This is a genomic window from Streptomyces sp. NPDC054866 (genome assembly GCF_053610745.1).
Window position 1 is genome coordinate 576,242 of record NZ_JBSGZA010000005.1, and the last position, 20,112, is coordinate 596,353.

16 protein-coding genes, 1 tRNA gene and 1 other RNA gene are annotated in these 20,112 nt (G+C 71.6%); 8 read left to right on the forward strand and 10 right to left on the reverse strand.

Annotation, left to right across the window (positions count from 1 at the left end):
* Nucleotides 1-91 precede the first annotated feature (91 nt).
* On the forward strand, nucleotides 92-727 hold the full coding sequence (upp, locus tag ACWGI2_RS27620) for a uracil phosphoribosyltransferase (protein WP_160505979.1): 636 nt from the start codon (nucleotides 92-94) through the stop codon (nucleotides 725-727).
* A 52-nt stretch (nucleotides 728-779) separates the two neighbouring features.
* Here upp and ACWGI2_RS27625 read toward each other — a convergent pair whose 3' ends face one another.
* From ACWGI2_RS27625 to ACWGI2_RS27645, 5 genes are all read right to left on the reverse strand, one after another.
* Complete coding sequence (locus tag ACWGI2_RS27625) at nucleotides 780-1,427, reverse strand: LytR C-terminal domain-containing protein (protein WP_453698210.1); 648 nt, start codon at nucleotides 1,425-1,427, stop codon at nucleotides 780-782.
* 104 nt (nucleotides 1,428-1,531) lie between these two features.
* Nucleotides 1,532-1,828: a type II toxin-antitoxin system VapB family antitoxin gene (locus tag ACWGI2_RS27630; protein ID WP_003955420.1), complete on the reverse strand. Its 297-nt coding sequence runs from the start codon at nucleotides 1,826-1,828 to the stop codon at nucleotides 1,532-1,534.
* A gap of 314 nt (nucleotides 1,829-2,142) precedes the next feature.
* Nucleotides 2,143-2,295, reverse strand: coding sequence for a hypothetical protein (locus ACWGI2_RS27635; protein ID WP_453396609.1), 153 nt, complete (start codon nucleotides 2,293-2,295; stop codon nucleotides 2,143-2,145).
* Nucleotides 2,296-2,352: 57 nt separating this feature from the next.
* Nucleotides 2,353-2,658, reverse strand: coding sequence for a hypothetical protein (locus ACWGI2_RS27640; RefSeq protein WP_453396608.1), 306 nt, complete (start codon nucleotides 2,656-2,658; stop codon nucleotides 2,353-2,355).
* A gap of 536 nt (nucleotides 2,659-3,194) precedes the next feature.
* Nucleotides 3,195-3,782 carry an HhH-GPD-type base excision DNA repair protein gene (locus ACWGI2_RS27645; protein WP_453698312.1) on the reverse strand — a complete coding sequence of 196 codons (588 nt, stop codon included), beginning with the start codon at nucleotides 3,780-3,782 and terminating at the stop codon, nucleotides 3,195-3,197.
* Between the two features lie 180 nt (nucleotides 3,783-3,962).
* Here ACWGI2_RS27645 and ACWGI2_RS27650 point away from each other — a divergent pair, with 180 nt between their 5' ends.
* Entirely contained in the window at nucleotides 3,963-5,564 is a 1,602-nt protein-coding gene (locus ACWGI2_RS27650) for an ABC-F family ATP-binding cassette domain-containing protein (RefSeq protein ID WP_453698212.1), read from the forward strand.
* Here ACWGI2_RS27650 and ACWGI2_RS27655 read toward each other — a convergent pair.
* Both ACWGI2_RS27655 and ACWGI2_RS27660 read right to left on the reverse strand, forming a co-directional pair.
* A complete protein-coding gene (locus ACWGI2_RS27655) occupies nucleotides 5,561-6,757 on the reverse strand; it encodes a cation:proton antiporter (RefSeq protein WP_453698214.1) in 1,197 nt (398 codons plus the stop codon). The genes ACWGI2_RS27650 and ACWGI2_RS27655 overlap by 4 nt on opposite strands.
* A 164-nt stretch (nucleotides 6,758-6,921) precedes the next feature.
* Nucleotides 6,922-7,824: a LysR family transcriptional regulator gene (locus ACWGI2_RS27660; protein ID WP_453698216.1), complete on the reverse strand. Its 903-nt coding sequence runs from the start codon at nucleotides 7,822-7,824 to the stop codon at nucleotides 6,922-6,924.
* Nucleotides 7,825-7,980: 156 nt separating this feature from the next.
* On the opposite strand from ACWGI2_RS27660, the gene ACWGI2_RS27665 reads away from it, so the two are divergent.
* Both ACWGI2_RS27665 and ACWGI2_RS27670 read left to right on the forward strand, forming a co-directional pair.
* Entirely contained in the window at nucleotides 7,981-8,466 is a 486-nt protein-coding gene (locus ACWGI2_RS27665) for a cupin domain-containing protein (protein WP_453698217.1), read from the forward strand.
* A 9-nt stretch (nucleotides 8,467-8,475) separates the two neighbouring features.
* A complete protein-coding gene (locus ACWGI2_RS27670; RefSeq protein ID WP_453698219.1) occupies nucleotides 8,476-11,766 on the forward strand; it encodes a BTAD domain-containing putative transcriptional regulator in 3,291 nt (1,096 codons plus the stop codon).
* Between the two features lie 63 nt (nucleotides 11,767-11,829).
* Here the strand turns inward: ACWGI2_RS27670 and ACWGI2_RS27675 are convergent, their stop codons facing one another.
* Both ACWGI2_RS27675 and ACWGI2_RS27680 read right to left on the reverse strand, forming a co-directional pair.
* Nucleotides 11,830-12,654, reverse strand: a complete 825-nt coding sequence (locus ACWGI2_RS27675) for an ABC transporter permease (RefSeq protein WP_453698220.1) — start codon at nucleotides 12,652-12,654, stop codon at nucleotides 11,830-11,832.
* Nucleotides 12,655-12,809: 155 nt separating this feature from the next.
* Nucleotides 12,810-13,745 carry an ATP-binding cassette domain-containing protein gene (locus ACWGI2_RS27680; protein WP_453698221.1) on the reverse strand — a complete coding sequence of 312 codons (936 nt, stop codon included), beginning with the start codon at nucleotides 13,743-13,745 and terminating at the stop codon, nucleotides 12,810-12,812.
* 237 nt (nucleotides 13,746-13,982) lie between these two features.
* On the opposite strand from ACWGI2_RS27680, the gene ACWGI2_RS27685 reads away from it, so the two are divergent.
* The gene (locus ACWGI2_RS27685) at nucleotides 13,983-15,362 is read left to right on the forward strand and encodes an FAD-binding oxidoreductase (RefSeq protein WP_453698223.1); all 1,380 of its coding nucleotides are present in this window, start codon (nucleotides 13,983-13,985) and stop codon (nucleotides 15,360-15,362) included.
* A 79-nt stretch (nucleotides 15,363-15,441) separates the two neighbouring features.
* Here ACWGI2_RS27685 and ACWGI2_RS27690 read toward each other — a convergent pair.
* A tRNA-Ser gene (locus tag ACWGI2_RS27690) sits at nucleotides 15,442-15,529 on the reverse strand.
* A gap of 142 nt (nucleotides 15,530-15,671) precedes the next feature.
* Here ACWGI2_RS27690 and ffs point away from each other — a divergent pair.
* From ffs to purD, 3 genes are all read left to right on the forward strand, one after another.
* An RNA gene (gene ffs / locus ACWGI2_RS27695) (signal recognition particle sRNA small type) lies at nucleotides 15,672-15,770 on the forward strand.
* A gap of 44 nt (nucleotides 15,771-15,814) precedes the next feature.
* Nucleotides 15,815-18,067: a DNA polymerase III subunit gamma and tau gene (locus tag ACWGI2_RS27700; protein ID WP_453698225.1), complete on the forward strand. Its 2,253-nt coding sequence runs from the start codon at nucleotides 15,815-15,817 to the stop codon at nucleotides 18,065-18,067.
* Between the two features lie 660 nt (nucleotides 18,068-18,727).
* Complete coding sequence (purD, locus tag ACWGI2_RS27705) at nucleotides 18,728-19,981, forward strand: phosphoribosylamine--glycine ligase (RefSeq protein ID WP_453698227.1); 1,254 nt, start codon at nucleotides 18,728-18,730, stop codon at nucleotides 19,979-19,981.
* The last annotated feature ends 131 nt before the right edge of the window (nucleotides 19,982-20,112 follow it).

Consider the following 20,112-nt stretch of genomic DNA (forward strand, 5'->3'; position numbering starts at 1 on the left):
GATCGGGGCGGGTGCGGGGGCGGCCGTCGAGGGGAAGTCCGGGCGCTCCCGGGAGCGGTCGGGGGTCCCGGGCGCGGTTACTGTTGAGGACATGCGGATCCACGTCGTCGACCACCCGCTGGTGGCGCACAAACTCACCACGCTGCGCGACAAGCGCACCGACTCACCGACCTTCCGGCGCCTCGCCGACGAGCTGGTCACCCTGCTCGCGTACGAGGCCACCCGGGACGTGCGCACCGAGCAGGTCGACATCGAGACCCCGGTCACCCCGACGACCGGCGTCAAGCTGTCCCACCCGCGCCCCCTGGTCGTGCCGATCCTGCGCGCCGGGCTCGGCATGCTGGACGGCATGGTGCGGCTCCTGCCGACCGCCGAGGTGGGCTTCCTCGGGATGATCCGCGACGAGGAGACCCTCCAGGCGTCGACGTACGCGACCCGCATGCCGGAGGACCTCTCCGGACGCCAGGTGTACGTCCTGGACCCGATGCTGGCCACCGGCGGCACGCTCGTCGCGGCCATCCAGGAACTGATCAAGCGCGGCGCGGACGACGTCACCGCCGTGGTGCTCCTCGCCGCGCCCGAGGGCGTCGAGGTCATGGAGCGCGAGCTCGCGGGCACGCCGGTGACGGTCGTGACGGCGTCGGTCGACGAGCGGCTGAACGAGAACGGCTACATCGTGCCGGGGCTCGGCGACGCCGGGGACCGGATGTACGGGACCGCGGAGTAGGGCTCGGAGGTTCTGCTGGTCTTCCCACTCTGCCGGTCTTCTGGAGTGGCGCTCAGCAGTTCTTCTTGCCGTTGGACGTCGAGGACGTCGGCTTGGGTTTGGCGAGTACCGCCAGAGCCTTGTCGGCGTCCTCTTTCTTTGCCAGATCCTTGAACTTCGTACCCAGGATCAGGTCCACCTCGCCGCCCTTGCGGGCGTCCGGCCTGCTCTCGGCGCCCGCGAGCTGCGTGCCGAGCACCGGCAGCGCGGTGTCCATGGCGGAGGGGGCGCCGAGCAGTATCCCGGTGCCCTTGACCTTCTTGTCGTACTCCTTCGGCGCGTTGTCCACCTTGCCGATGGCGAAGCCGCGCTTCTTGAGCTCGGCCGCGACGTCCTTGGCGAGGCCGCCGCGGGGCGTGGCGTTGAAGACGTTGACCTTGATCTGGCCCGGTTTGGGCAGCGCCTTGGGGGCGGGCTCGGCCGACGGGCCCGGCTTCTTCGCCGCGCAGTCGCTGCGCGAGCTCGCCGCCGTGGCCTTGTCGCCGCCCGTGAAGACGTCGATGAGCTGCAGTGTTCCCCAGCCGATCAGGCCGGCCGCCGCGACGGAGGCGACCACCGCGAGCACGATCCTGCGGCGGCCACGGGGTCGGCGCATACGCGGATATTTGGCCCCCGTGATGCGGTACTTGCCGCCCATGCCGGGGGGAGTGAGCATGCTCATGGGCGCAGCGTAGTGCGACGACGCCGTGATGCCTACTAAATGATCATTGACTCGGGCTCAGTCCAACCCGAAAGGGCCAATGAGGGCGTAGGTGTGGGTGCGGGTCAGCCCAGTTCGAGGACGCGGGCGTGCAGCACCTGGCGCTGCTGGAGCGCGGCGCGGACCGCGCGGTGCAGTCCGTCTTCCAGGTAGAGGTCGCCCTGCCACTTCACCACGTGCGCGAAGAGGTCGCCGTAGAACGTCGAGTCCTCCGCGAGGAGTGTCTCTAGGTCCAGCTGGCCCTTGGTCGTCACGAGCTGATCGAGGCGGACCGGGCGCGGCGCGACGTCCGCCCACTGCCGGGTGCTTTCCCGGCCGTGGTCGGGGTACGGCCGGCCGTTTCCGATGCGCTTGAAGATCACACGGAAAGCCTACCGGGCAAGGCTCTCCGGGCGCAGCCATGGAGACGGAGTGTGACTCGGGGAAATGCCGCAGTAAATCGGGGCATACCGGGAACACTCAAGCCGGGAACAGGGGCCGAAGCGAGCGACATCCAGCAGATTCCGTCCACTGCGGGGCGCGCGAACCCCTCCAACGAGTCTTCGCCGGTCGCGGGGGTGACGAGCGGAGGGGAGGGTTCCGGGGACGGTGTCTCCGGTGAGGGCGTGGCGCAGACGCTGAGGCTGGCGGGGCGCCTTGAGCATCTGCGTCTGCGCCGGTGGAGGGGGCAGGAACGTCAGCGGCCGTTGTGCTCGGGGCTGTGGTTCTTCTCGGGGTCCTCGTCCTCGGTCTGTGAGGGGGCCGGGGTGGGGGTGTCGGGGTTGGGTGCGTTGCGTACGGCTTCGGCGCGGAGGAGGGCGTGCAGGGCCGCGTACGGATCGATGGGCATGGGTGTCTGTCCTCAGTTCGCTGCTGATGGGGGTGGTGGCGGGTGGGGGTGGGCCTGTCAGCAGCGGAGGACGACGGAGTGTGGGGCGGGGCGGTGGTTGAGGGCGCGGGTGGGGAGGGGGAGGGGGTGACTGTGGTGGGGGGCCGGGGTGGCGGAGGCGGGGGCGGGGCGTCTTGTGGGTACGCGGAGCGCGCTCTCGGCGGTGTCCTGGTGGGCCTCGCCGGTGGGCTCGGTGGAGATGGCCGCGGGTGGGGCGGGGGCGGCTTCGGTGGGGGTCGCGGGGGCGAGGACTGCGCCGAGGAGGGCGAGGAGGATGAGGGCAGCTCTGAGCCACGCGGGGCGGGGTGACGCGGCGCGGCTCATGAGGGGTCATGTCCCCCGATGACCCCCGCTTGCTGTAACCCGCAGCCCAGATCCGCCCTCTTGGGCTAGGAACGGAGTCTGCGGGGCTGGTGCGTGTGCGGGTGAGGCCCCGGAGCCTCCGGGAGCCGTGCTCCGGGCAGACATACGTGGGCTGCGGGCGCGTGCGTGCTGCGGTGCTGCCTCGTCTGTGGGTGCGGGGCCGCGCCGGTATGTCCGTCCTCGCTATCGTCCGGTGGCCGCGTAGCTACTTCGGCTCCGGAGCCTTCGGGAGCCGTGCTCCGGGCAGACATACCGGCACGTCCCCTCGCGTGCGTCGCCGTCTGCGGGCGCGTGCGGGCCGGGCTCCCCAGGATGGGGTGCGGTGCTGCCCCATCGATGTCCTCGCCGTTCCCCCACCCCCCTGTTGCGCCCCCCTAGACACCGCGGGGCAATCGGGCGGGTGGGCGGGAAAGCTTGTTCGTTCAGGGGGTGCTGCGGGGTGATCGGGCGGGTGGGCGGGAGAGGTTGTTCGGGGAGAGGTAGATGCGGGGTTCCGTTTACTTGCCGGAGGCCTTTGCTGCTGCCTTGAGTTGCTGCTTGTGGGCGCGGACCCTCCGCAGGGACTCCGGGCCAGTGATGTCCGCGACCGAGCGGTACGCGTCCGGCTCCCCGTACGCCCCCGCCGCCTCCCTCCAGCCGGCAGGCCGTACGCCCAGCTGCTTGCCGAGCAGGGCCAGGAAGATCTGTGACTTCTGCTTCCCGAAGCCGGGGAGGTCGTTCAGGCGCTTCAGGAGGTCCTTGCCGGAGGCGGCCCCCTCCCACAGGGCGGTGGGGTCACCCTCGTAATGCTCCACGAGGTACGCGCAGAGTTGTTGGATTCGTTTCGCCATCGACCCGGGGTAGCGATGCACCGCCGGCTTGGCGGAGAGCAGCGCGGCGAATTCCTCGGGGTCGTACGCCGCGATCTCGTGCGCGTCGAGATCGTCCGCGTTCAAGCGCCGCGCGATCGTATGCGGGCCCGCGAACGCCCACTCCATCGGAACCTGCTGGTCGAGCAGCATCCCGACGAGCGCGGCCAGCGGACTGCGGCCGAGGAGCTCATCGGCCTCCGGCTCCTGGGCCAGATGCAGGGTGACGTCGTCCATGGAGTCGATCATCCCGCCCGGGGTCAGGCTTCGCACGCTCGCACCGGGCGGGGAAATCCGGGTGCGGTCGCGGGCACGGTCTCGCTACCCTCGCCGTATGTCTACGCCCCGCATCTCCTAGCCAGGACACCGGTCTCCACGTCACCCGTGTGTCCATTCGCTACTGCGGAGCGTTACCTCATGATCACCGCCCGACGCATCGACGTCCGCGTCGGCGCCCGGCTTCTGCTGGCCGGCGCCTCCTTCCACATCGCACCCGGCGACCGCATCGGCCTCGTAGGCCGTAACGGCGCGGGGAAGACCACTCTGCTCAAGGCCATCGCGGGGCAGCTCACCCCGGCCGCGGGCGCCCTCACCCGCACCGGATCGGTGGGGTACCTCGCCCAGGACCCCGCCGCCGCCGACCCGCACAGCACCGTCACGGCCCGCATCCTCTCCGCCCGCGGTCTCGACCGCGCGGCACAGGACCTGCGTACCGCCGAGAGCGCCATGGCCGAAGCCGAGAGCGCCCCTGCGCAGCAGCGGGCCATGGCCGCCTACGCCCGCGCGGACGACGCGTTCCAGGCGCGGGGCGGGTACGCCGCCGAGGCGGAAGCCGCCCGCGTGGCCGCCGGGCTCGGGCTCCCCGAGCGCATGATGGACGCGCCCGTGGGCCACCTCTCCGGCGGCCAGCGGCGCCGCGTAGAGCTGGCCCGGATCCTCTTCTCGCGCCACGACACCCTGCTGCTCGACGAGCCGACCAACCATCTGGACGCGGATTCGGTGGGGTGGCTGCGGGGGTTCCTCGGGGCCTATCCCGGTGGGCTCGTACTCATCAGCCATGACACGGAGCTCCTTGCGGACACTGTCAATCGCGTATTCGTCGTCGACCCCGCTCGTGCCGCCCTCGACGTACACAACACCGGCTGGCACACCTACCTCACCCAGCGCGCCGCGGACGAACGGCGGCGCGGCCGCGAGCGGGCCAACGCGGAGCGGAAGGCCGCTTCGCTGCGCAGCCAGGCGGAGAAGATGCGCTCGCACGTCGCCACCGCCACCGCGGCGAAGAACATGGCCCGTCGCGCCGACCGCATGCTCGCCGCCACCGAGCCCGTACGGAGGAGTGAGCGGGTCGCGCGGATCCGGCTGCCCGAACCCGCGCCGTGCGGGCGTACGCCGCTCGGGGCGATCAGTCTGGAGAAGTCGTACGGGGGGCATCGAGTGCTCGGCGGTGTCGATCTGGCGGTCGACCGGGGCAGCCGGCTCGTCGTCCTCGGGTTCAACGGCGCCGGGAAGACCACGCTCCTGCGCCTCCTCGCCGGGGCCGAACTCCCGGACAGCGGGCGGGTGGTGCACGGTCACGGAGCCAGGCTCGGCTACTTCGCCCAGGAGCACGACACCCTCGACGGCGGGATGACGGTGCGTGAGAATCTCGCCGCCGCCGCGCCCGGCCTCACGGACGGCGAGGTGCGGGGCGTCCTGGGGTCCTTCCTGTTCCGCGGTGACGACGCCGACAAGCCCGCCGCGGTGCTCTCCGGCGGCGAGAAGACCCGGCTCGCGCTCGCGGGGCTCGTGCACTCGGGGGCGAACGTCCTGCTCCTCGACGAGCCGACCAACAACCTCGACCCGGCGTCGCGCGACGAGGTGCTCGGGGCGGTGGGCACGTACCCGGGCGCGATCGTGATGGTGACGCACGACGAAGGGGCCATCGACGCGCTGCGGCCCGACCGTGTGCTGCTCCTGCCGGACGGCACCGAGGACCTCTGGAGCCCGGGCTACCGGGAGCTCGTCGCCCTCGCCTAGCCGGGTCCTGTGGCGCTGAGGTTGCGTGGCGATCGTGCCCGCAGCCTCAGCGCCAGGAGCGGGAAGACCAGTACCGACACCATCCCCGCCCCGACGAGCGCCGCGGCCTCGCCCGCCGTCAGGGCCTTGTCGTCCAGGCCGATGGCGGTGATCGCGACGACGAGCGGCAGGGCCGTGGAGGAGTGGAGCGTGAGGGCGCGCCGGTCGCGTACGTCCAGGTCGCTCGGGGCGAGGAAGTACACGGGCAGGCCCCTCACGATGAGGAAGAGGAGGAGGAAGGCGGGCAGCAGGACGAGTGAACGGCCGCCGTGCAGCAGGGCGTCCAGGTCGAAGTCGATGCCGGTCACGATGAAGAACACCGGCACCAGGAAGCCGAAGCCCATCGCCTCGATCTTCCCGAGGACCACCTCGCTGCTCTCCGGCGCCGCGCCTTGCAGTACGAGACGGGTGAGCAGGCCCGCCGCGAACGCGCCCAGGAGCGAGTCGAGGCCGAAGGCGTAGGCGAGGCCCAGCATCGCGGCGAGCAGCAGCATCACGAAGCGCACCGCGAACTGGCCGCTGCTGTGCAGGGTCTTGGCGATGACCTGGGAGAACCAGGGAGGTCTCGGCCGCATCGCCCAGTAGACCGCGGCGGCGGTGACGGCGGCGAACGCGGCGAGCAGCACGGTCGACGTGCCGGGGGAGCGGCCGCTCAGGAGCAGCGCCATCGCGATGATCGGGCCGAACTCCCCGACCGCGCCGAAGGCCATCATCACCGTCCCGAAGCGGCCGCGCAGATCCCCGGAGTCGCGCAGGATCGGAAGGACCGTACCGAGCGCGGTGCTGGTCAGCGCCGTGCCGATGACGAAGCTCTTGGTGACGGCGCCCGCGGTGAGCGCGAACGCGACGCCGAGCCCGAGCGACAGCGAGATCACCCACGCCCACACCGAACGGCGCAGGGTGTCCCCGCGGACGGCGCCGAACTGGATCTCGTACCCCGCGAGAAAGATCAGCATGGAGAGGCCGAGGTCCGAGAGCACGTCGATCGCCGCGTCGTGGCGGGCCCACCCCAGCACGTCGGGGCCGATGACGATGCCGAGCAGGATCTCGAAGATGACCAGCGGTACGGGGACCCAGCGGCTGAAGCCGTAGGTGAGGAGGGGCGCGAGCACGGCGATGGCCATGATCAGGATGAGCGTCCCTGGCTGCGACATAGGACGTATTTAACCTAAAGCGGATGCTCTCTGCTCGGCTCATGTCGGGGTGGGGGCTGCGGGGTGATCGGGTGGGTGGGCGGGAAAGATCCGCCGCGCAGCGGCGGTGCAGTCCCGTGCAGCGCCGCATCACCGGGCCCGCAGTAGGCCCCCGCCGGGAGGCGTTACCCCGGGCCAGAGGTGGACGCGTTCCGTAGCGCGTCCAGGAGGGACGCCACCGCCGGGCGGTCAGGCGCCGGGCCCCGCACCGCCGCGTAGATGGAACGGAGCGGCACCGGATTGTGGACCTCGCGGACGACCACCCCGGAGTGGGGCGTGTCCAGGCCGAGTTCCGGGACGAGGGTGACGCCGAGGCCCGCGGCGACGAAGCCCTGCGCCGTGGCGTAGTCCCCGCTCTCCACCACGAAGTCCGGGCTGAAGCCCGCCGCGCCGCAAGCGTCGAGGATGGGGTCGAGGCAGGGCCCCGGCGACTCGCTCGCGACCCACGGCTCGTCGGACAGGTCCGTCATCTCAAGGCACCGCTTCGCGGCGAGGGGGTGGCCTGCGGGGAGTACGGCGTGGTACCGGTCGTCCAGTAGGTGCTCGAAACGGACGCCGTCCACGCCCAGTTGGCCCTGCGGCCGGACTACGAGGGCCAGGTCCGCCTGCCCGTCCCGCACCTCCGGCATCGGATCGTCGGGGTCCGACAGCTTCAACTCGACCTGCACACCCGGCTGTGCGCGCCGCAGCGCGGCCAGCGCCGGAGCGACCAGCGCCGCGCCCGCCGTCGTGAAGTACCGCATGGAGACTCGTCCCGTCCGCCCCGCCCGCAGCGCGGCGAGCGCGGTCTCCGCCTCGGCGATCTGCTTGCCGATCGCGACCGCGTACTCGGTGAGCAGCCGCCCGGCGTCCGTCGCCCGCACACCACGGCCGGTGCGCTCCAGGAGGGCGATGCCCGCCTCCTTCTCCAGAGCCGCTATCTGCTGGCTCACCGCGGAGGGCGTGTACCCGAGGTTGCGTGCCGCGGCGGTCACGGAGCCGCTGGTGACCACCGCACGGAGGACTTGCATGCGCCGCGTATCAAGCATGCAGTCCAGCTTAACCAAGCCCCGTAACCCTTGCGTACAACTAACAGGGCGAGTGGTTGGCCGGTGGATAAAGTCAGCACCCAGGCAGCACCCAGCCAGCCCCAGCCACCACCCCGCGAGCCCCAACTCGCCGCGCCACCAACGAAGGAGCAGCGCATGTCCTACCCCGACCCCCGCTATCTCGGCGAAGAAGGCGAAATCAACGCGGTGTTCAGGCCGGCCGACACGGAGCCCGAACTGGTAAGCCCCGCAGGCAACCGCACGCACTACCTCGCGACCCACGCCTCCACCGGAGGCGAATTCGGCCTCTACAAAGTGGACTTGGCCCCGAAGTCACCCGGACCGAGCACCCACTTCCACAAGTCGATATCGGAGTCCTTCTTCGTCCTGTCCGGCGAGGTCCAGCTCTACAACGGAGAGCGCTGGATCGCCGGCGGCCCCGGCGACTTCCTCTACGTCCCGGTGGGCGGCCTGCACGCCTTCAAGAACGACAGCGACGACCCCGCCTCCATGATCATGCTCTTCTCGCCGGGCGCCCCGCGCGAGGAGTACTTCGAGCAGGTGGCGGAGATGGCCCAGAAGGGCGGCAAGGAGTTCGGCGAGTTCCTCGTCAAGCACGACAGCTTCTTCGTCGAGCGCTGAGGCCCCCTGGTGAGAATCAGCCTCCTCGGCCCGGTCACCGTCACAGTCACCGGCACCCACACTGCTGACGACGCGACGCCGGTCGCCCTGGGCGGCGTACGGCTGCGCATGCTGCTCGCCAGGCTCGCCGTCGAAGGCGGGCGTCCCGTCTCTGTCGACGCGCTCGTCGACGGTCTGTGGGGCGAGCACCCGCCTGCGGACGCGGGCAACGCCCTGCAAGCGCTGGTGTCCCGGCTGCGCAAGGCCCTGCGCGGTGCGGGGACGGTCGACTCGGTCGCGGGTGGCTACCGGGTCGCGGTGAACGCCGATGACGTCGACGCGCACCGCTTCGAGGAGCTGGCAGGGCGGGGCAGGCGTGAACTGGCCGCGGGCCGCCCGGAGGAGGCCGCATCGACGCTCGGCGACGCCCTCGCCCTGTGGCGGGGCGCCGCTCTCGCGGACGTCCTGGACGCCCCCTTCGCCCGCCCCGCCGCCGCGCGCCTCGACGACTTGCGAGCCGCCGCGGCGGAGGACCGCTTCGACGCGGAACTGCGCAACGGGCGGTACGCCGACATCATCGCGGACCTCGAAATGGCGGGCGCGGAACGGCCGTTGAGCGAGCGCGTGGCCGCCCTGCGAATGCGCGCGCTGTCCGCCGCGGGTCGCAACGCCGACGCCCTCGCCGTGTACGAGGAGATGCGAGGCAGGCTCGACGACGAACTCGGCGTCGACCCGTCGGCCGAGCTGAAGGACGTCCATCTGGCCCTGTTGCGAGGCGGGTTGGAGCGGCCGGTGGCGCGTCCCGCAGCCGCCCCCGCGCCCAACCGCCTCATCCCCAACCGCCTCCCCGCCCGGCTCACCAGCTTCGTAGGACGTGACGCCGAACTCGACCAGCTGGCCGCACTGCTTGCCGCCTCCCGCCTCGTCACGCTCGTCGGCCCCGGCGGCGCGGGCAAGACCAGGCTGTCGCTCGAAGCCGTCACCCGGCACCGGGCGTATCAGCGGGGCCGGGTGTGGTTCGTGCCGCTGGCCGGTGTGGGCACCCCGGACCAGCTGGCCGACGCCGTACACGCCGCGCTCTCCAGCGGCGGCGCGGACGGTGGGAACTCGCAGGCCGACCGCGTGAGCGTGACCGAGGTGCTCGACGTCGGCGAGGCCGTCCTCGTACTGGACAACTGCGAGCACCTGGTGGAGGCGGCGGCGGAGCTCGCGTACGAACTCCTCGACAGGCTCCCGCACTTGAGGATCCTCGCCACCAGCAGGGAACCCCTCGCCATCACGGGCGAGGCGCTGTGCCACATCGGCCCGCTCGGAGTGCCCGCGGGGATCCCGGAGCTCGCGGGGGCCCCGGAGCTCGCGGAGGCGGCCGGTTCGGCGGCGGTGCGCCTGTTCACCGACCGGGCTACCGGAGTGCGTCCGGGCTTTGCGCTCGACGCGTCCACCGTGGGCCCGGTGGTGGAGATCTGCCGGCGCCTCGACGGGCTCCCGCTCGCCCTGGAGCTGGCCGCGGCCAAGCTGCGCTCGATGAGCGTCGGCCAGATCGCGCGCCGCCTCGACGACCGGTTCCGCCTCCTCACCTCGGGCAGCAGGACCGCGCTGCCGCGCCAGCGCACGCTGCTCGCGCTCGTCGAGTGGAGCTGGGACCTCCTCGACGAGCCCGAGCGGACCCTCGCCCGCAGGCTGTCGATGTTCCCCGGCGGGGCGACCCTCGCCGCCCTGGAGGCGGTCTGCTCGGACGAGACGCTGCCGGCCGACGACGTGCTCTACGTAGTGGGTTCCCTGGTGGAGAAGTCCCTCCTGGATACGGCCGACGACCCGGACGGCGAGCAGCGCTACCGGATGTCGGAGACCGTGCGGGCCTTCGCGGCGGGCCGCTTGGCCGAAGCCGAGGTCGAGGACGGTGGCTGTGGGCGCCGAACAGCGGACCGCTTCTCCGCGTACTTCCTCGCCCTCGCGGAACAGCACGAACCCGCCCTGCGCGCGGGCGACCAGCTCCGCTCGCTCGCGCTCTTCGACGCCGAGCACGACAACCTGGTCTCCGCCCTGCGCACGGCCGTCGAGGCGCGGGACGCGGTCATCGCCTCCCGGTTCGTGCGTGCGCTGTTCTGGTACTGGGGGATCAGGGGGATGAGCACCCAGTTCGAGACGTTCCTCATCGAGGTCCTCACCTTCGACGAAGCCCTGCCCGGCCGGGAGCGGGCCGCGTTCCGCGTGGTGCGCCTGATGGCGGGCACTCCGGGGGCCGCGGGTGGCGGCGACGACGTACCCGTGCGGACGCTGATCGAGGACTGCGAGCGGGCCGGCGCGGGGGAGTTCCACCCGGCGCTGCTGCTCTGGATCCCCCTGCTCGCGTTCCTCACCGGCAACGCCGACCTGGGCGAGAGCGGGCTGCGGCGCGCTTCGGAGCGGCCGGAGCCCTGGGTGCGGGCGAGCGCGCACTGGGCGCGGGACTTCGTGCTCACCACGCGGGGCGAGCAGCCTGCCGGTGCCGAGTCGCGCCGTGCGGCGTTGCGCGGCTTCGAGGCGGTGGGCGACCGCTGGGGCATCGGCCTCGCGCTGCTCGCCGTCGGCGGCGACCACTCCCTGCGCGGGGAGCACGGCGAGGCGATCGCCGCGTACGCGAGGGCGGTGACCGTCAGTACCGAACTCGGCGCCGAGGACGACCTGTTCAACAGCCGGGCCAGGCTCGCGGCGGAGCGGCTGCGCGGCGGCGACCGGGAGGGCGCCTTGCGGGACATCCACGCGGCGCGGCGGCAGGCCAAGGAGCGGGGCTACCGGCGGATGGAGGCCGAGATGCTGTTCAGCCTCGCCGATCTGCACCGCAGGTCGGGCGAGCCTGAGCAGGCCGAGCTGATCCTCGACCGCCTGGACACCGTCGCCGACCGGCTCACGCTCCCCGAGGACATGGCCCGCGACCTGATCGCGGGGGCCCGGGCGGCGAACCGGCTCGCGCGGGGCGACGCGGCGGGGGCGCGCGAGCTTCTGCCGAGGGCCGTGGGCGGCGCGTTCGCCCGGGGCGAGGTCGCGGACATCGCGCGGGCCGCCGAACTCCTCGCCCACCTGCTCCTGTTGGAGGGTGACCCGGCAGGCGCTGCCGCCGTGCTGGGGATGAGCCAGGTCGTCCGGGGTGTGTTCGACGAGGGGGATCCGCAGCTGGGGGAGCTGGTCGCCGAGATCGTGGGGCGGCTCGGTGCCGAGGGGTACGAGGCGGCGTACGGCCGGGGTGCCGGGCTCCCGAGGGAGGACGTTCTGAACCGACTCAAGCAACTCAACCGACTCAACCGGCTGACCGAGGAAGCCGGTCAACCGGTGACGTCGTAGGAGGGGTAGCAGCCGTAGGAGTGGCGGCAGTCGTACGAGTGGTGCCAGTCGTACGCGTGGGGGCTAGGCGGCGCGCTTGCGGTAGGCCCGCATCGCGAGGGGGGCGAAGACCGCGATCACGCCGACCATCCAGGCCAGGCTGCCGAGGAGCGGCCCGGCGACCTCGCCGCCGTTGAGCAGGCCGCGCATGGTGTCGGACATCAGGCTGACGGGGTTCACGTCGGACCAGACCTGCAGCCAGCCGGGCATGGTGGCGTCCGGTACGAAGACGTTGCTGGCGAAGGTGAGCGGCAGGACCAGGACGGTCATCAGGCCCTGCACCGAACCGGGGGTCTTGACCAGCATGCCGACGTACACCGACATCCAGGAGAAGCTGACGGCGAAGCCGATGAGCACCGCGAGCGCGGCCAGCGCCGCCGCCGGGTCGGTGTCGAACCGGTAGCCCATGACCAGGGCGAGGGCCACCAGCGTGGCGAGGCAGACCACGTACCGGACGACGTCGGCGAGTACCGCGCCGATCAGTGGGGCGGAACGGGCGATCGGCATGCTGCGGAAGCGGTCGAAGATGCCGGTGCTCGAATCGGCGTTGAGCGAGACGCCGATGCCGATGCTGGCCTGGAAGACGGTCATCACCATGATGCCGGGGGTGATCATCTGGAGGTAGGCGTCGGTGTCGCCGCCCGCGATGGCGCCGCCGAAGAGGTAGACGAACATCAGCAGGAAGACGATCGGCGTGAGCACGACGTCGACGAGGCGTGCGGGCGACTTGATGAACTTGGCGATGCCACGCCCGGCGAGCGCGAGACTGTGCCGGGCGGCCTTGGCCGGGGTGATGCGGAGCGCGGGGGCGTGCGACTGCGGGGCGGCCGGGATGGTGACGGTGCTCATGAGGGGATCCTTTCGGTAACGGTGAACGTTGCTCGGGCAGTTGGACGTGCGGGAGGGGGGTACTTCCTGCGGGGGAGCCCCGTAAGGGGCGCGGGGAACTGCGCGACCAGCCCCCACCGGCCCGCAGGTCACTCACCGCACTTCCAGCGGAGCGCCTAGGCCGTCTTTCCGGTGAGCGCCAGGAAGACCTCGTCCAGGCTCGGCAGCCGCAGGCCCAGCTCGTCGGCGGTGATGCCGGCCCCGTCGAGGCGTCGTACGAGGGCGGAGATGAGCATCGGGTCGTCGACCGGCACGGTGAGCAGGCCGTTGTCGGCATCACGCTGGGGCGCGGCCCCGGTGAGCTCGGCGAGGATGCCGCTGACGGCGTCCAGATCACGGGCGACGGTCGGCCGCACCTGCAGCGTCTGACCGCCGACCCGCCGCTTGAGCTCGTCGGGACGCCCTTCCGCGACGACGCGGCCGCGGTCGAACACCGTGATGGAATCGGCCAGTTGATCGGCCTCTTCCAGATACTGCGTGGTCAGCAGCACGGTGGCGCCGTCGGCGACCAGCCGCCGGACGACCGACCAGACCTCCTTGCGGGCATGCGGGTCGAGGCCGGTGGTCGGCTCGTCCAGGTACAGGACCTCCGGCCGGCCGACGAGGCTCGCCGCGAGGTCGAGGCGGCGCCGCATCCCTCCGGAGAAGGTGCTGATGGGCCGCTGGGCGGCCTCCGTCAGCTCGAACTGCTCGAGCAGCTCGACGGCCCGCGCCTTGGCGTCCCGCCGCGACAGATCGAGCAACCGCCCGAGGAGTACGAGGTTCTCGGCGCCGGACAGTTCCTCGTCCACGGAGGCGTACTGCCCGGTGAGCCCGATCAGGCTCCGGACCCGCACCTGGTCCCTGACCACGTCGTGGCCTCCGACGGTGGCGTGCCCCGCGTCGGGCCGCAGCAGCGTCGACAGGATCCGCACGGTGGTGGTCTTCCCGGCGCCGTTCGGCCCGAGCACCCCGATCACCTTGCCGGCCGGAACCTCCAGGTCGACGCCGTCCAGCGCGACGAAGTCCCCGTACTTCTTGACCAGTCCTTCGGCTTTGATGGCGTACGACATCGTGTTCCCCTCCGCGGCCCTGTCCGGGCCTCTCGTCTCGTCCCGCTCGCTGTCCTTCTCGACGAGCAAGACGATGCCGGGGTCGGCTGACAGCGAGCGGCCAGCACGCTGACAGCCCCTGTCGGCCCCTGTCAGCCCCTGTCAGGGAGGCGGGGCGGCTGTCAGCGGCACCGGTGAATTGCGGGCCCCGCCCAACGGCGGGACCCTGGAGAGGGCAGTCCCGGCAAGGAGCCCGTCATGGACGGCAGCACCCTCGAAGAGATGAGAGCCGCGCTCCGTGGCCCGGTCATCGGGCCGCAGGACCCCGAGTACGACCGGGCCCGCGCGATGTACAACGCGATGATCGACCGGCGTCCGGCCGCCCTCGTACGGTGTTCGGACGCGGCGGACGTCATGGCCGCCGTCGACTTCATCCGCGAACGCGACCTGGAACTCGCCGTCAGGGGCGGCGGCCACAGCGGCGCCGGGCTCTGCGAGGTCGACGACGGCGTCACCATCGACCTGTCGCCCATGCGCTGGGCACGCGTCGACCCGGTGGCGAAGACGGCCCGGGTCGGCGGCGGAAGCCTGCTCCGCGACCTCGACCACGCCGCCCACGCCTTCGGTCTCGCCACCCCCACCGGATTCATGTCGACGACGGGCGTCGGGGGCCTCACCCTCGGCGGCGGCCACGGACACCTCACCCGCAAGTACGGCCTGACGATCGACAACCTCGTCGCCGTGGACGTCGTGCTCGCCGACGGCAGCTTCGTCACCGCGAGCGAGTCACAGCACCCGGACCTGTTCTGGGCCCTGCGCGGCGGAGGCGGGAACTTCGGCATCGTCACCTCGTTCCGCTTCCGGCTGCACCCGGTGGGCGACGTGGTCGTCGCGGTCACGGTCTGGCCCGCGGACCAGACCCGCGACGTGCTGCGCTGGTACCGCGACTTCCTGCCGCAGGCACCCGACGACCTGAACGGCTTCTTCGCCGCGCTCACCGTCCCGCCGGGCCCGCCGTTCCCCGAGGAGATCCAGGGCCAGAAGATGTGCGGCGTCGTGTGGTGCTGGACCGGCGACCCGGACGAGGCCGAGCAGATCCTGTACGCGGTGAACGAACCGGGCCAGCCCGCCTTCCACTTCACCGCACCGATGCCCTACCCGGCGCTCCAGACCATGTTCGACGAGCTGATCCCCAGCGGCCTCCAGTGGTACTGGCGCGGCGACTTCTTCGACCGGATCACCGACGAAGCGATCGACGTACACGTGAAGTACGCCGAGAACCTCCCCACCGACCTCTCGACCATGCACCTCTATCCCGTCGACGGGGCCGCCGCCCGCGTCGACCAGGAGGACACCGCGTGGGGCTACCGCGACGCGGTCTGGTCCGGAGTCATCGGCGGCATCGATCCGGACCCGGACAACGCCGGGGCGATCAAAGAGTGGTGCGTCGACTACTGGGAAGAGCTGCACCCGCATTCCATGGGCGGCGCCTACGTGAACTTCATCGGCGAGGACGAGGCCCACAGCCGCGTGAAGGCCACCTACCGCGACCACTACGCCCGGCTCACCCGCATCAAGAACGCCTACGACCCGGCCAACCTCTTCCACACCAACCAGAACATCGCGCCCGAACTGTGAGCACTGAACTGAGACGGACAACGGAGAAGGGCCCCGCTGCAAGCAGCGGGGCCCTTCAACATCGTGCCCGGTGAGGCACTGGCGGAGGATACGAGATTCGAACTCGTGAGGGGTTGCCCCCAACACGCTTTCCAAGCGTGCGCCCTAGGCCACTAGGCGAATCCTCCGCCGCAAACAATACAAGACGTTGAGGAGTGCTCGCGAACCAGATCGCCTCCGATCCGAAGATCGCTCCCGAGATCGTCTTGAGGTGGGTGCGGAGGTGGGGTCCGGCGTCGCTTCCGGGTCCTGGGATCCGCTAGGGTGGGGTTCAGCCCCTCACGTGGCGCTATCTGACTGAACTCCCCCAGGGCCGGAAGGCAGCAAGGGTAGGTTGGCTCTGGCGGGTGCGTGGGGGGCGCTTTGCGTTGGGGCGGTCCTGGTTGTCAGTGGTCGCCATTAACCTCGTATGTGTGTCGTCTCTCGCGTTGTACCGCCGCTATCGCCCGGAGTCGTTCGCCGAGGTCATCGGGCAGGAGCATGTAACCGACCCGCTGCAGCAGGCGCTGCGCAACAACCGGGTCAATCACGCCTACCTGTTCAGTGGTCCGCGCGGCTGCGGAAAGACGACGAGCGCGCGCATCCTGGCCCGCTGTCTCAACTGTGAGCAAGGTCCCACTCCGACGCCCTGCGGCGAGTGCCAGTCCTGCCGCGACCTGGCGAGGAACGGCCCGGGCTCGATCGACGTCATCGAGATCGACGCCGCTTCGCACGGTGGTGTGGACGACGCCCGTGACCTGCGCGAGAAGGCCTTCTTCGGCCCGGCGAGCAGTCGGTACAAGATCTACATCATCGATGAGGCCCACATGGTCACTTCGGCGGGCTTCAATGCCCTGCTGAAGGTGGTCGAGGAGCCGCCGGAGCATCTCAAGTTCATCTTCGCGACGACGGAGCCCGAGAAGGTCATCGGGACGATCCGGTCGCGTACGCACCACTATCCGTTCCGTCTCGTGCCGCCGGGGACCCTCCGTGAGTACTTGGCGGAGGTGTGCGGCCGGGAGCAGATGGCCGTCGAGGAGGGTGTGTTCCCGCTGGTCGTGCGGGCCGGTGCCGGGTCCGTGCGTGACTCGATGTCCGTCATGGATCAGCTGCTCGCGTCCGCGGCCGATGACGGTGTGACGTATGCCATGGCTACGTCGCTTCTCGGTTATACGGACGGGTCGTTGCTCGACTCCGTGGTGGAGGCCTTCGCTTCGGGGGACGGGGCAGCCGCCTTCGAGATCGTCGACCGCGTCATCGAGGGCGGCAACGACCCGCGGCGCTTCGTCGCCGACCTTCTGGAGCGGCTGCGGGACCTGGTGATCCTCGCGGCGGTTCCCGACGCGGCGGAGAAGGGGCTCATCGACGCCCCGGTGGAAGTCGTGGAGCGGATGCAGGCGCAGGCGGGTGTCTTCGGCGGCGCCGAGCTCAGCCGCGCCGCCGACATCGTGAACGAAGGCCTGACGGAGATGCGGGGGGCGACGTCGCCCCGGCTGCAGTTGGAGCTGATCTGCGCGCGCGTGCTGCTTCCGGCCGCGTACGACGACGAGCGCTCGCTCATGGCCCGCCTCGACCGTCTTGAGCGTGGCGGCAACTTCATGGCGGGAGCGCAGGCGGGGGGTGGTCCTGGCCCTGCCATGGCGTACGTTCCTGGGCCCGATGCTCATGCGGGGGCGTCGGCGGGGATGCCTGCGGGTGGGCAGTCGGTGCAGCAGGCGGGGGGCGCTGATCCGCAGGTTCCGCCGGGGGGCGGGGCTGCGGCGGCGCGGGCTGCTGTGCGGGGTGGGGGGCAGGCTGCTGCTGAGCCTGCGGCTCCGGCTCCGGCTGCTTCGGCTCCCGAGCCTGCGGCTCCGGCTGCCCCGGCTCCGGAGCCGGCTGCGGCGCCTTCCGGTGAGCGTCGCCCTGGTGGGTGGCCCACGGCTTCGGCGCCGGGGGGCGGCCCGAAGCAGGCCGAGCCCGCTCCTTCGGGGGCCCCGCGTCCGGGTGGCTGGCCCACGGCCGCGCCTGCGGGTGGCGGTGCCGCGGCTTCGCAGCAGTCTGCTCCGGCGGCTCCTGCTCCTGCTCCGGCGGCTGCTCCGCCGGCAGCTCCGGCTCCGGCTCCGGCGGCCGCGGTGGGTGGGCCCGACCCGCGTTCCCTGTGGCCGAACATCCTTGAGGCGGTGAAGGGCCGCCGCCGCTTCACCTGGATCCTGCTGAGCCAGAACGCCCAGGTGGCGGGCTTCGACGGGACGACACTGCAGATCGGCTTCGTGAACGCGGGGGCGCGGGACAACTTCGCGAGCAGCGGCAGTGAGGATGTGCTGCGGCAGGCGTTGTCCGAGCAGTTCGGGGTGCAGTGGAAGGTCGAGGCGATCGTCGACCCCTCGGGGGGCTCGGCGCCGCCGCCTGCGGCGGGCAACTTCGGGGGTAGTGCGCCGCCGGCTCCCTCGCGGCCGGCTCCCCCGCAGCAGCAGTCGCCTCCGCCGGCGGCGCCCGCCGCGAGGTCGGCGCCGGCTGCCCCCGCGCCGACACCGGCTCCGGCTCCCGCTCCGGCCCCGGAGAGGAGCGTCCCGGACCATGTCTCTCCGGAGGACGACACCTGGGCGGACGACGATCCCGACCTGGTTGAGTCGGCTCTGTCCGGCCATGACCTGATCGTTCGCGAACTGGGCGCCACGATCGTGGAGGAATACAACAACGAACCGTGAGGTGGCCTTGGGCGGGGGCTCGGCGGTTCTTGCTTCTGTCCCGCCGCTGCGCGGCGGATGTTCCCCGCCCACCCGCCCGTTTGCCCGGCAGTGCCCCCTGACGTAGGGACGGCGTCTGTGCCTGTCGGGGTTGGCCGCTCCTGTTCTGTACCGCCGCTTCGCGGCGGATTTCTCCCGCCCGCCCACCCGCTTACCTGCGGCACGCCCTCGACGTAGGGGCGGCGTCTGTGTCTGCTGGGCTTGGTGGCTCCTGCCCCTGTTTCTGTACCGCCGCTTCGCGGCGGATTTCTCCCGCCCGCCCACCCGTTTGCCCCGCAGCTCCCCCCAGACGTAGGGGCCGCGCAGCCCTACGCACAGGGCCAGTGCGACGTCGTCGCCCCTACGTCGAGGGGGCGTGCCGCGGGGTGCACGGGTGGGCGGGTGGGGAGCATCCGGCGCGCAGCGGCGGTCTTGTCCGGGGTGGGCCTGCAGACGAAGGCGCCGTCAGCGGGGAGCATCCGGCGCGCAGCGGCGGTCTTGTCCCCCATCGGCCCGCAGGCGAAGGCGCCGCCAGCGAGGAGCACCCCGGGCCCGCGGCTGGAGGAACGTACAAGCGTAGGAGCCCCCGCGGCTGAGGCTCCCGTACGAACGCACCGGTCCACGCCAGCTAGGCTGGCGCCCGTGAAGGTCCTCGTCATCGGCAGTGGTGCCCGCGAACACGCCCTGTGCCGCTCTCTGTCCCTCGACCCCGACGTCTCCGCCCTGTACTGCGCCCCCGGCAACGCCGGCATCGCGGACGTGGCCGAGCTGCACCCGGTCGACGCCCTCGACGGCAGCGCGGTGGCCGCCCTCGCCACCCGGCTCGGCGCCGAACTGGTGATCGTGGGCCCGGAGGCGCCCCTGGTCGCCGGAGTCGCCGACGCCGTGCGCGACGCCGGCATCCCCTGCTTCGGTCCCTCCGAGGAGGCCGCCCAGCTGGAGGGTTCCAAGGCCTTCGCCAAGGACGTGATGGCGGGCGCCCAGGTGCCCACCGCCCGCTCCTACGTCTGCACCACCCCCGAAGAGATCGATGAGGCGCTCGATGCCTTCGGGGCGCCTTACGTCGTGAAGGACGACGGCCTCGCCGCCGGCAAGGGCGTCGTCGTGACCGACGACATCGAGGCCGCCCGCGCCCACGCCCTCGCCTGCGACCGCGTCGTCATCGAGGAGTTCCTCGACGGCCCCGAGGTCTCCCTCTTCGCCATCACGGACGGCATCACCGTCGTACCGCTCCAGCCCGCGCAGGACTTCAAGCGCGCGCTCGACGGGGACGAAGGGCCGAACACCGGTGGCATGGGCGCGTACTCGCCCCTCCCGTGGGCCGACCCGAAGCTCGTCGACGAGGTCATGGAGAGCGTGCTTCAGCCGACCGTGGACGAGCTGCGCCGCCGCGGGACCCCCTTCTCCGGGCTGCTCTACGCGGGCCTCGCGATCACCAGCCGCGGCGTACGCGTCATCGAGTTCAACGCCCGCTTCGGCGACCCCGAGACGCAGGTCGTCCTCGCCCGTCTGAAGACCCCGCTCGCCGGAGTCCTGCTGGCCGCGGCGAACGGCACCCTCGTCGACCTGCCCCCGCTGCGCTGGAGCGACGACGCCGCGGTGACCGTGGTCATCGCCTCGCACAACTACCCGGAGACCCCGCGCACCGGCGACCCCATCGAGGGCCTCGGCGATGTCGCGGCACAGGATGCCCCGGACGCGTACGTCCTGCACGCGGGGACGAAGCGCGACGGCGACGCGGTGGTCAGCGCGGGCGGCCGTGTGCTCTCCGTGACGGCCACCGGCACGGATCTGACCGCGGCCCGCGAGCGCGCGTACGCGGCGCTGTCCCGCATCCGGCTCGACGGCTCCCAGCACCGTACGGACATCGCGGCGAAGGCGGCGTCCGAGGCCTGACCAAGGTCACCCTCGCATCACCCTCGCGTCATCTGCGCACCCTCCACTAACGACTCTCAGGCCCCGGATCTGACACTGGATCCGGGGCCTGATCGTCATCCACCTTTACCCAAAGCCATTCCATCGGGTGA

Bases quoted from the DNA above. Each gene is read 5' to 3' on its own strand.
- upp (WP_160505979.1), top strand. From the start codon at position 92: ATGCGGATCCACGTCGTCGACCACCCGCTGGTGGCGCACAAACTCACC.
- ACWGI2_RS27625 (WP_453698210.1), bottom strand. From the start codon at position 1,427: ATGAGCATGCTCACTCCCCCCGGCATGGGCGGCAAGTACCGCATCACG.
- ACWGI2_RS27635 (WP_453396609.1), bottom strand. From the start codon at position 2,295: ATGCCCATCGATCCGTACGCGGCCCTGCACGCCCTCCTCCGCGCCGAA.
- ACWGI2_RS27640 (WP_453396608.1), bottom strand. From the start codon at position 2,658: ATGAGCCGCGCCGCGTCACCCCGCCCCGCGTGGCTCAGAGCTGCCCTC.
- ACWGI2_RS27645 (WP_453698312.1), bottom strand. From the start codon at position 3,782: ATGGACGACGTCACCCTGCATCTGGCCCAGGAGCCGGAGGCCGATGAG.
- ACWGI2_RS27650 (WP_453698212.1), top strand. From the start codon at position 3,963: ATGATCACCGCCCGACGCATCGACGTCCGCGTCGGCGCCCGGCTTCTG.
- ACWGI2_RS27655 (WP_453698214.1), bottom strand. From the start codon at position 6,757: ATGTCGCAGCCAGGGACGCTCATCCTGATCATGGCCATCGCCGTGCTC.
- ACWGI2_RS27660 (WP_453698216.1), bottom strand. From the start codon at position 7,824: ATGCTTGATACGCGGCGCATGCAAGTCCTCCGTGCGGTGGTCACCAGC.
- ACWGI2_RS27665 (WP_453698217.1), top strand. From the start codon at position 7,981: ATGTCCTACCCCGACCCCCGCTATCTCGGCGAAGAAGGCGAAATCAAC.
- ACWGI2_RS27675 (WP_453698220.1), bottom strand. From the start codon at position 12,654: ATGAGCACCGTCACCATCCCGGCCGCCCCGCAGTCGCACGCCCCCGCG.
- ACWGI2_RS27680 (WP_453698221.1), bottom strand. From the start codon at position 13,745: ATGTCGTACGCCATCAAAGCCGAAGGACTGGTCAAGAAGTACGGGGAC.
- ACWGI2_RS27685 (WP_453698223.1), top strand. From the start codon at position 13,983: ATGGACGGCAGCACCCTCGAAGAGATGAGAGCCGCGCTCCGTGGCCCG.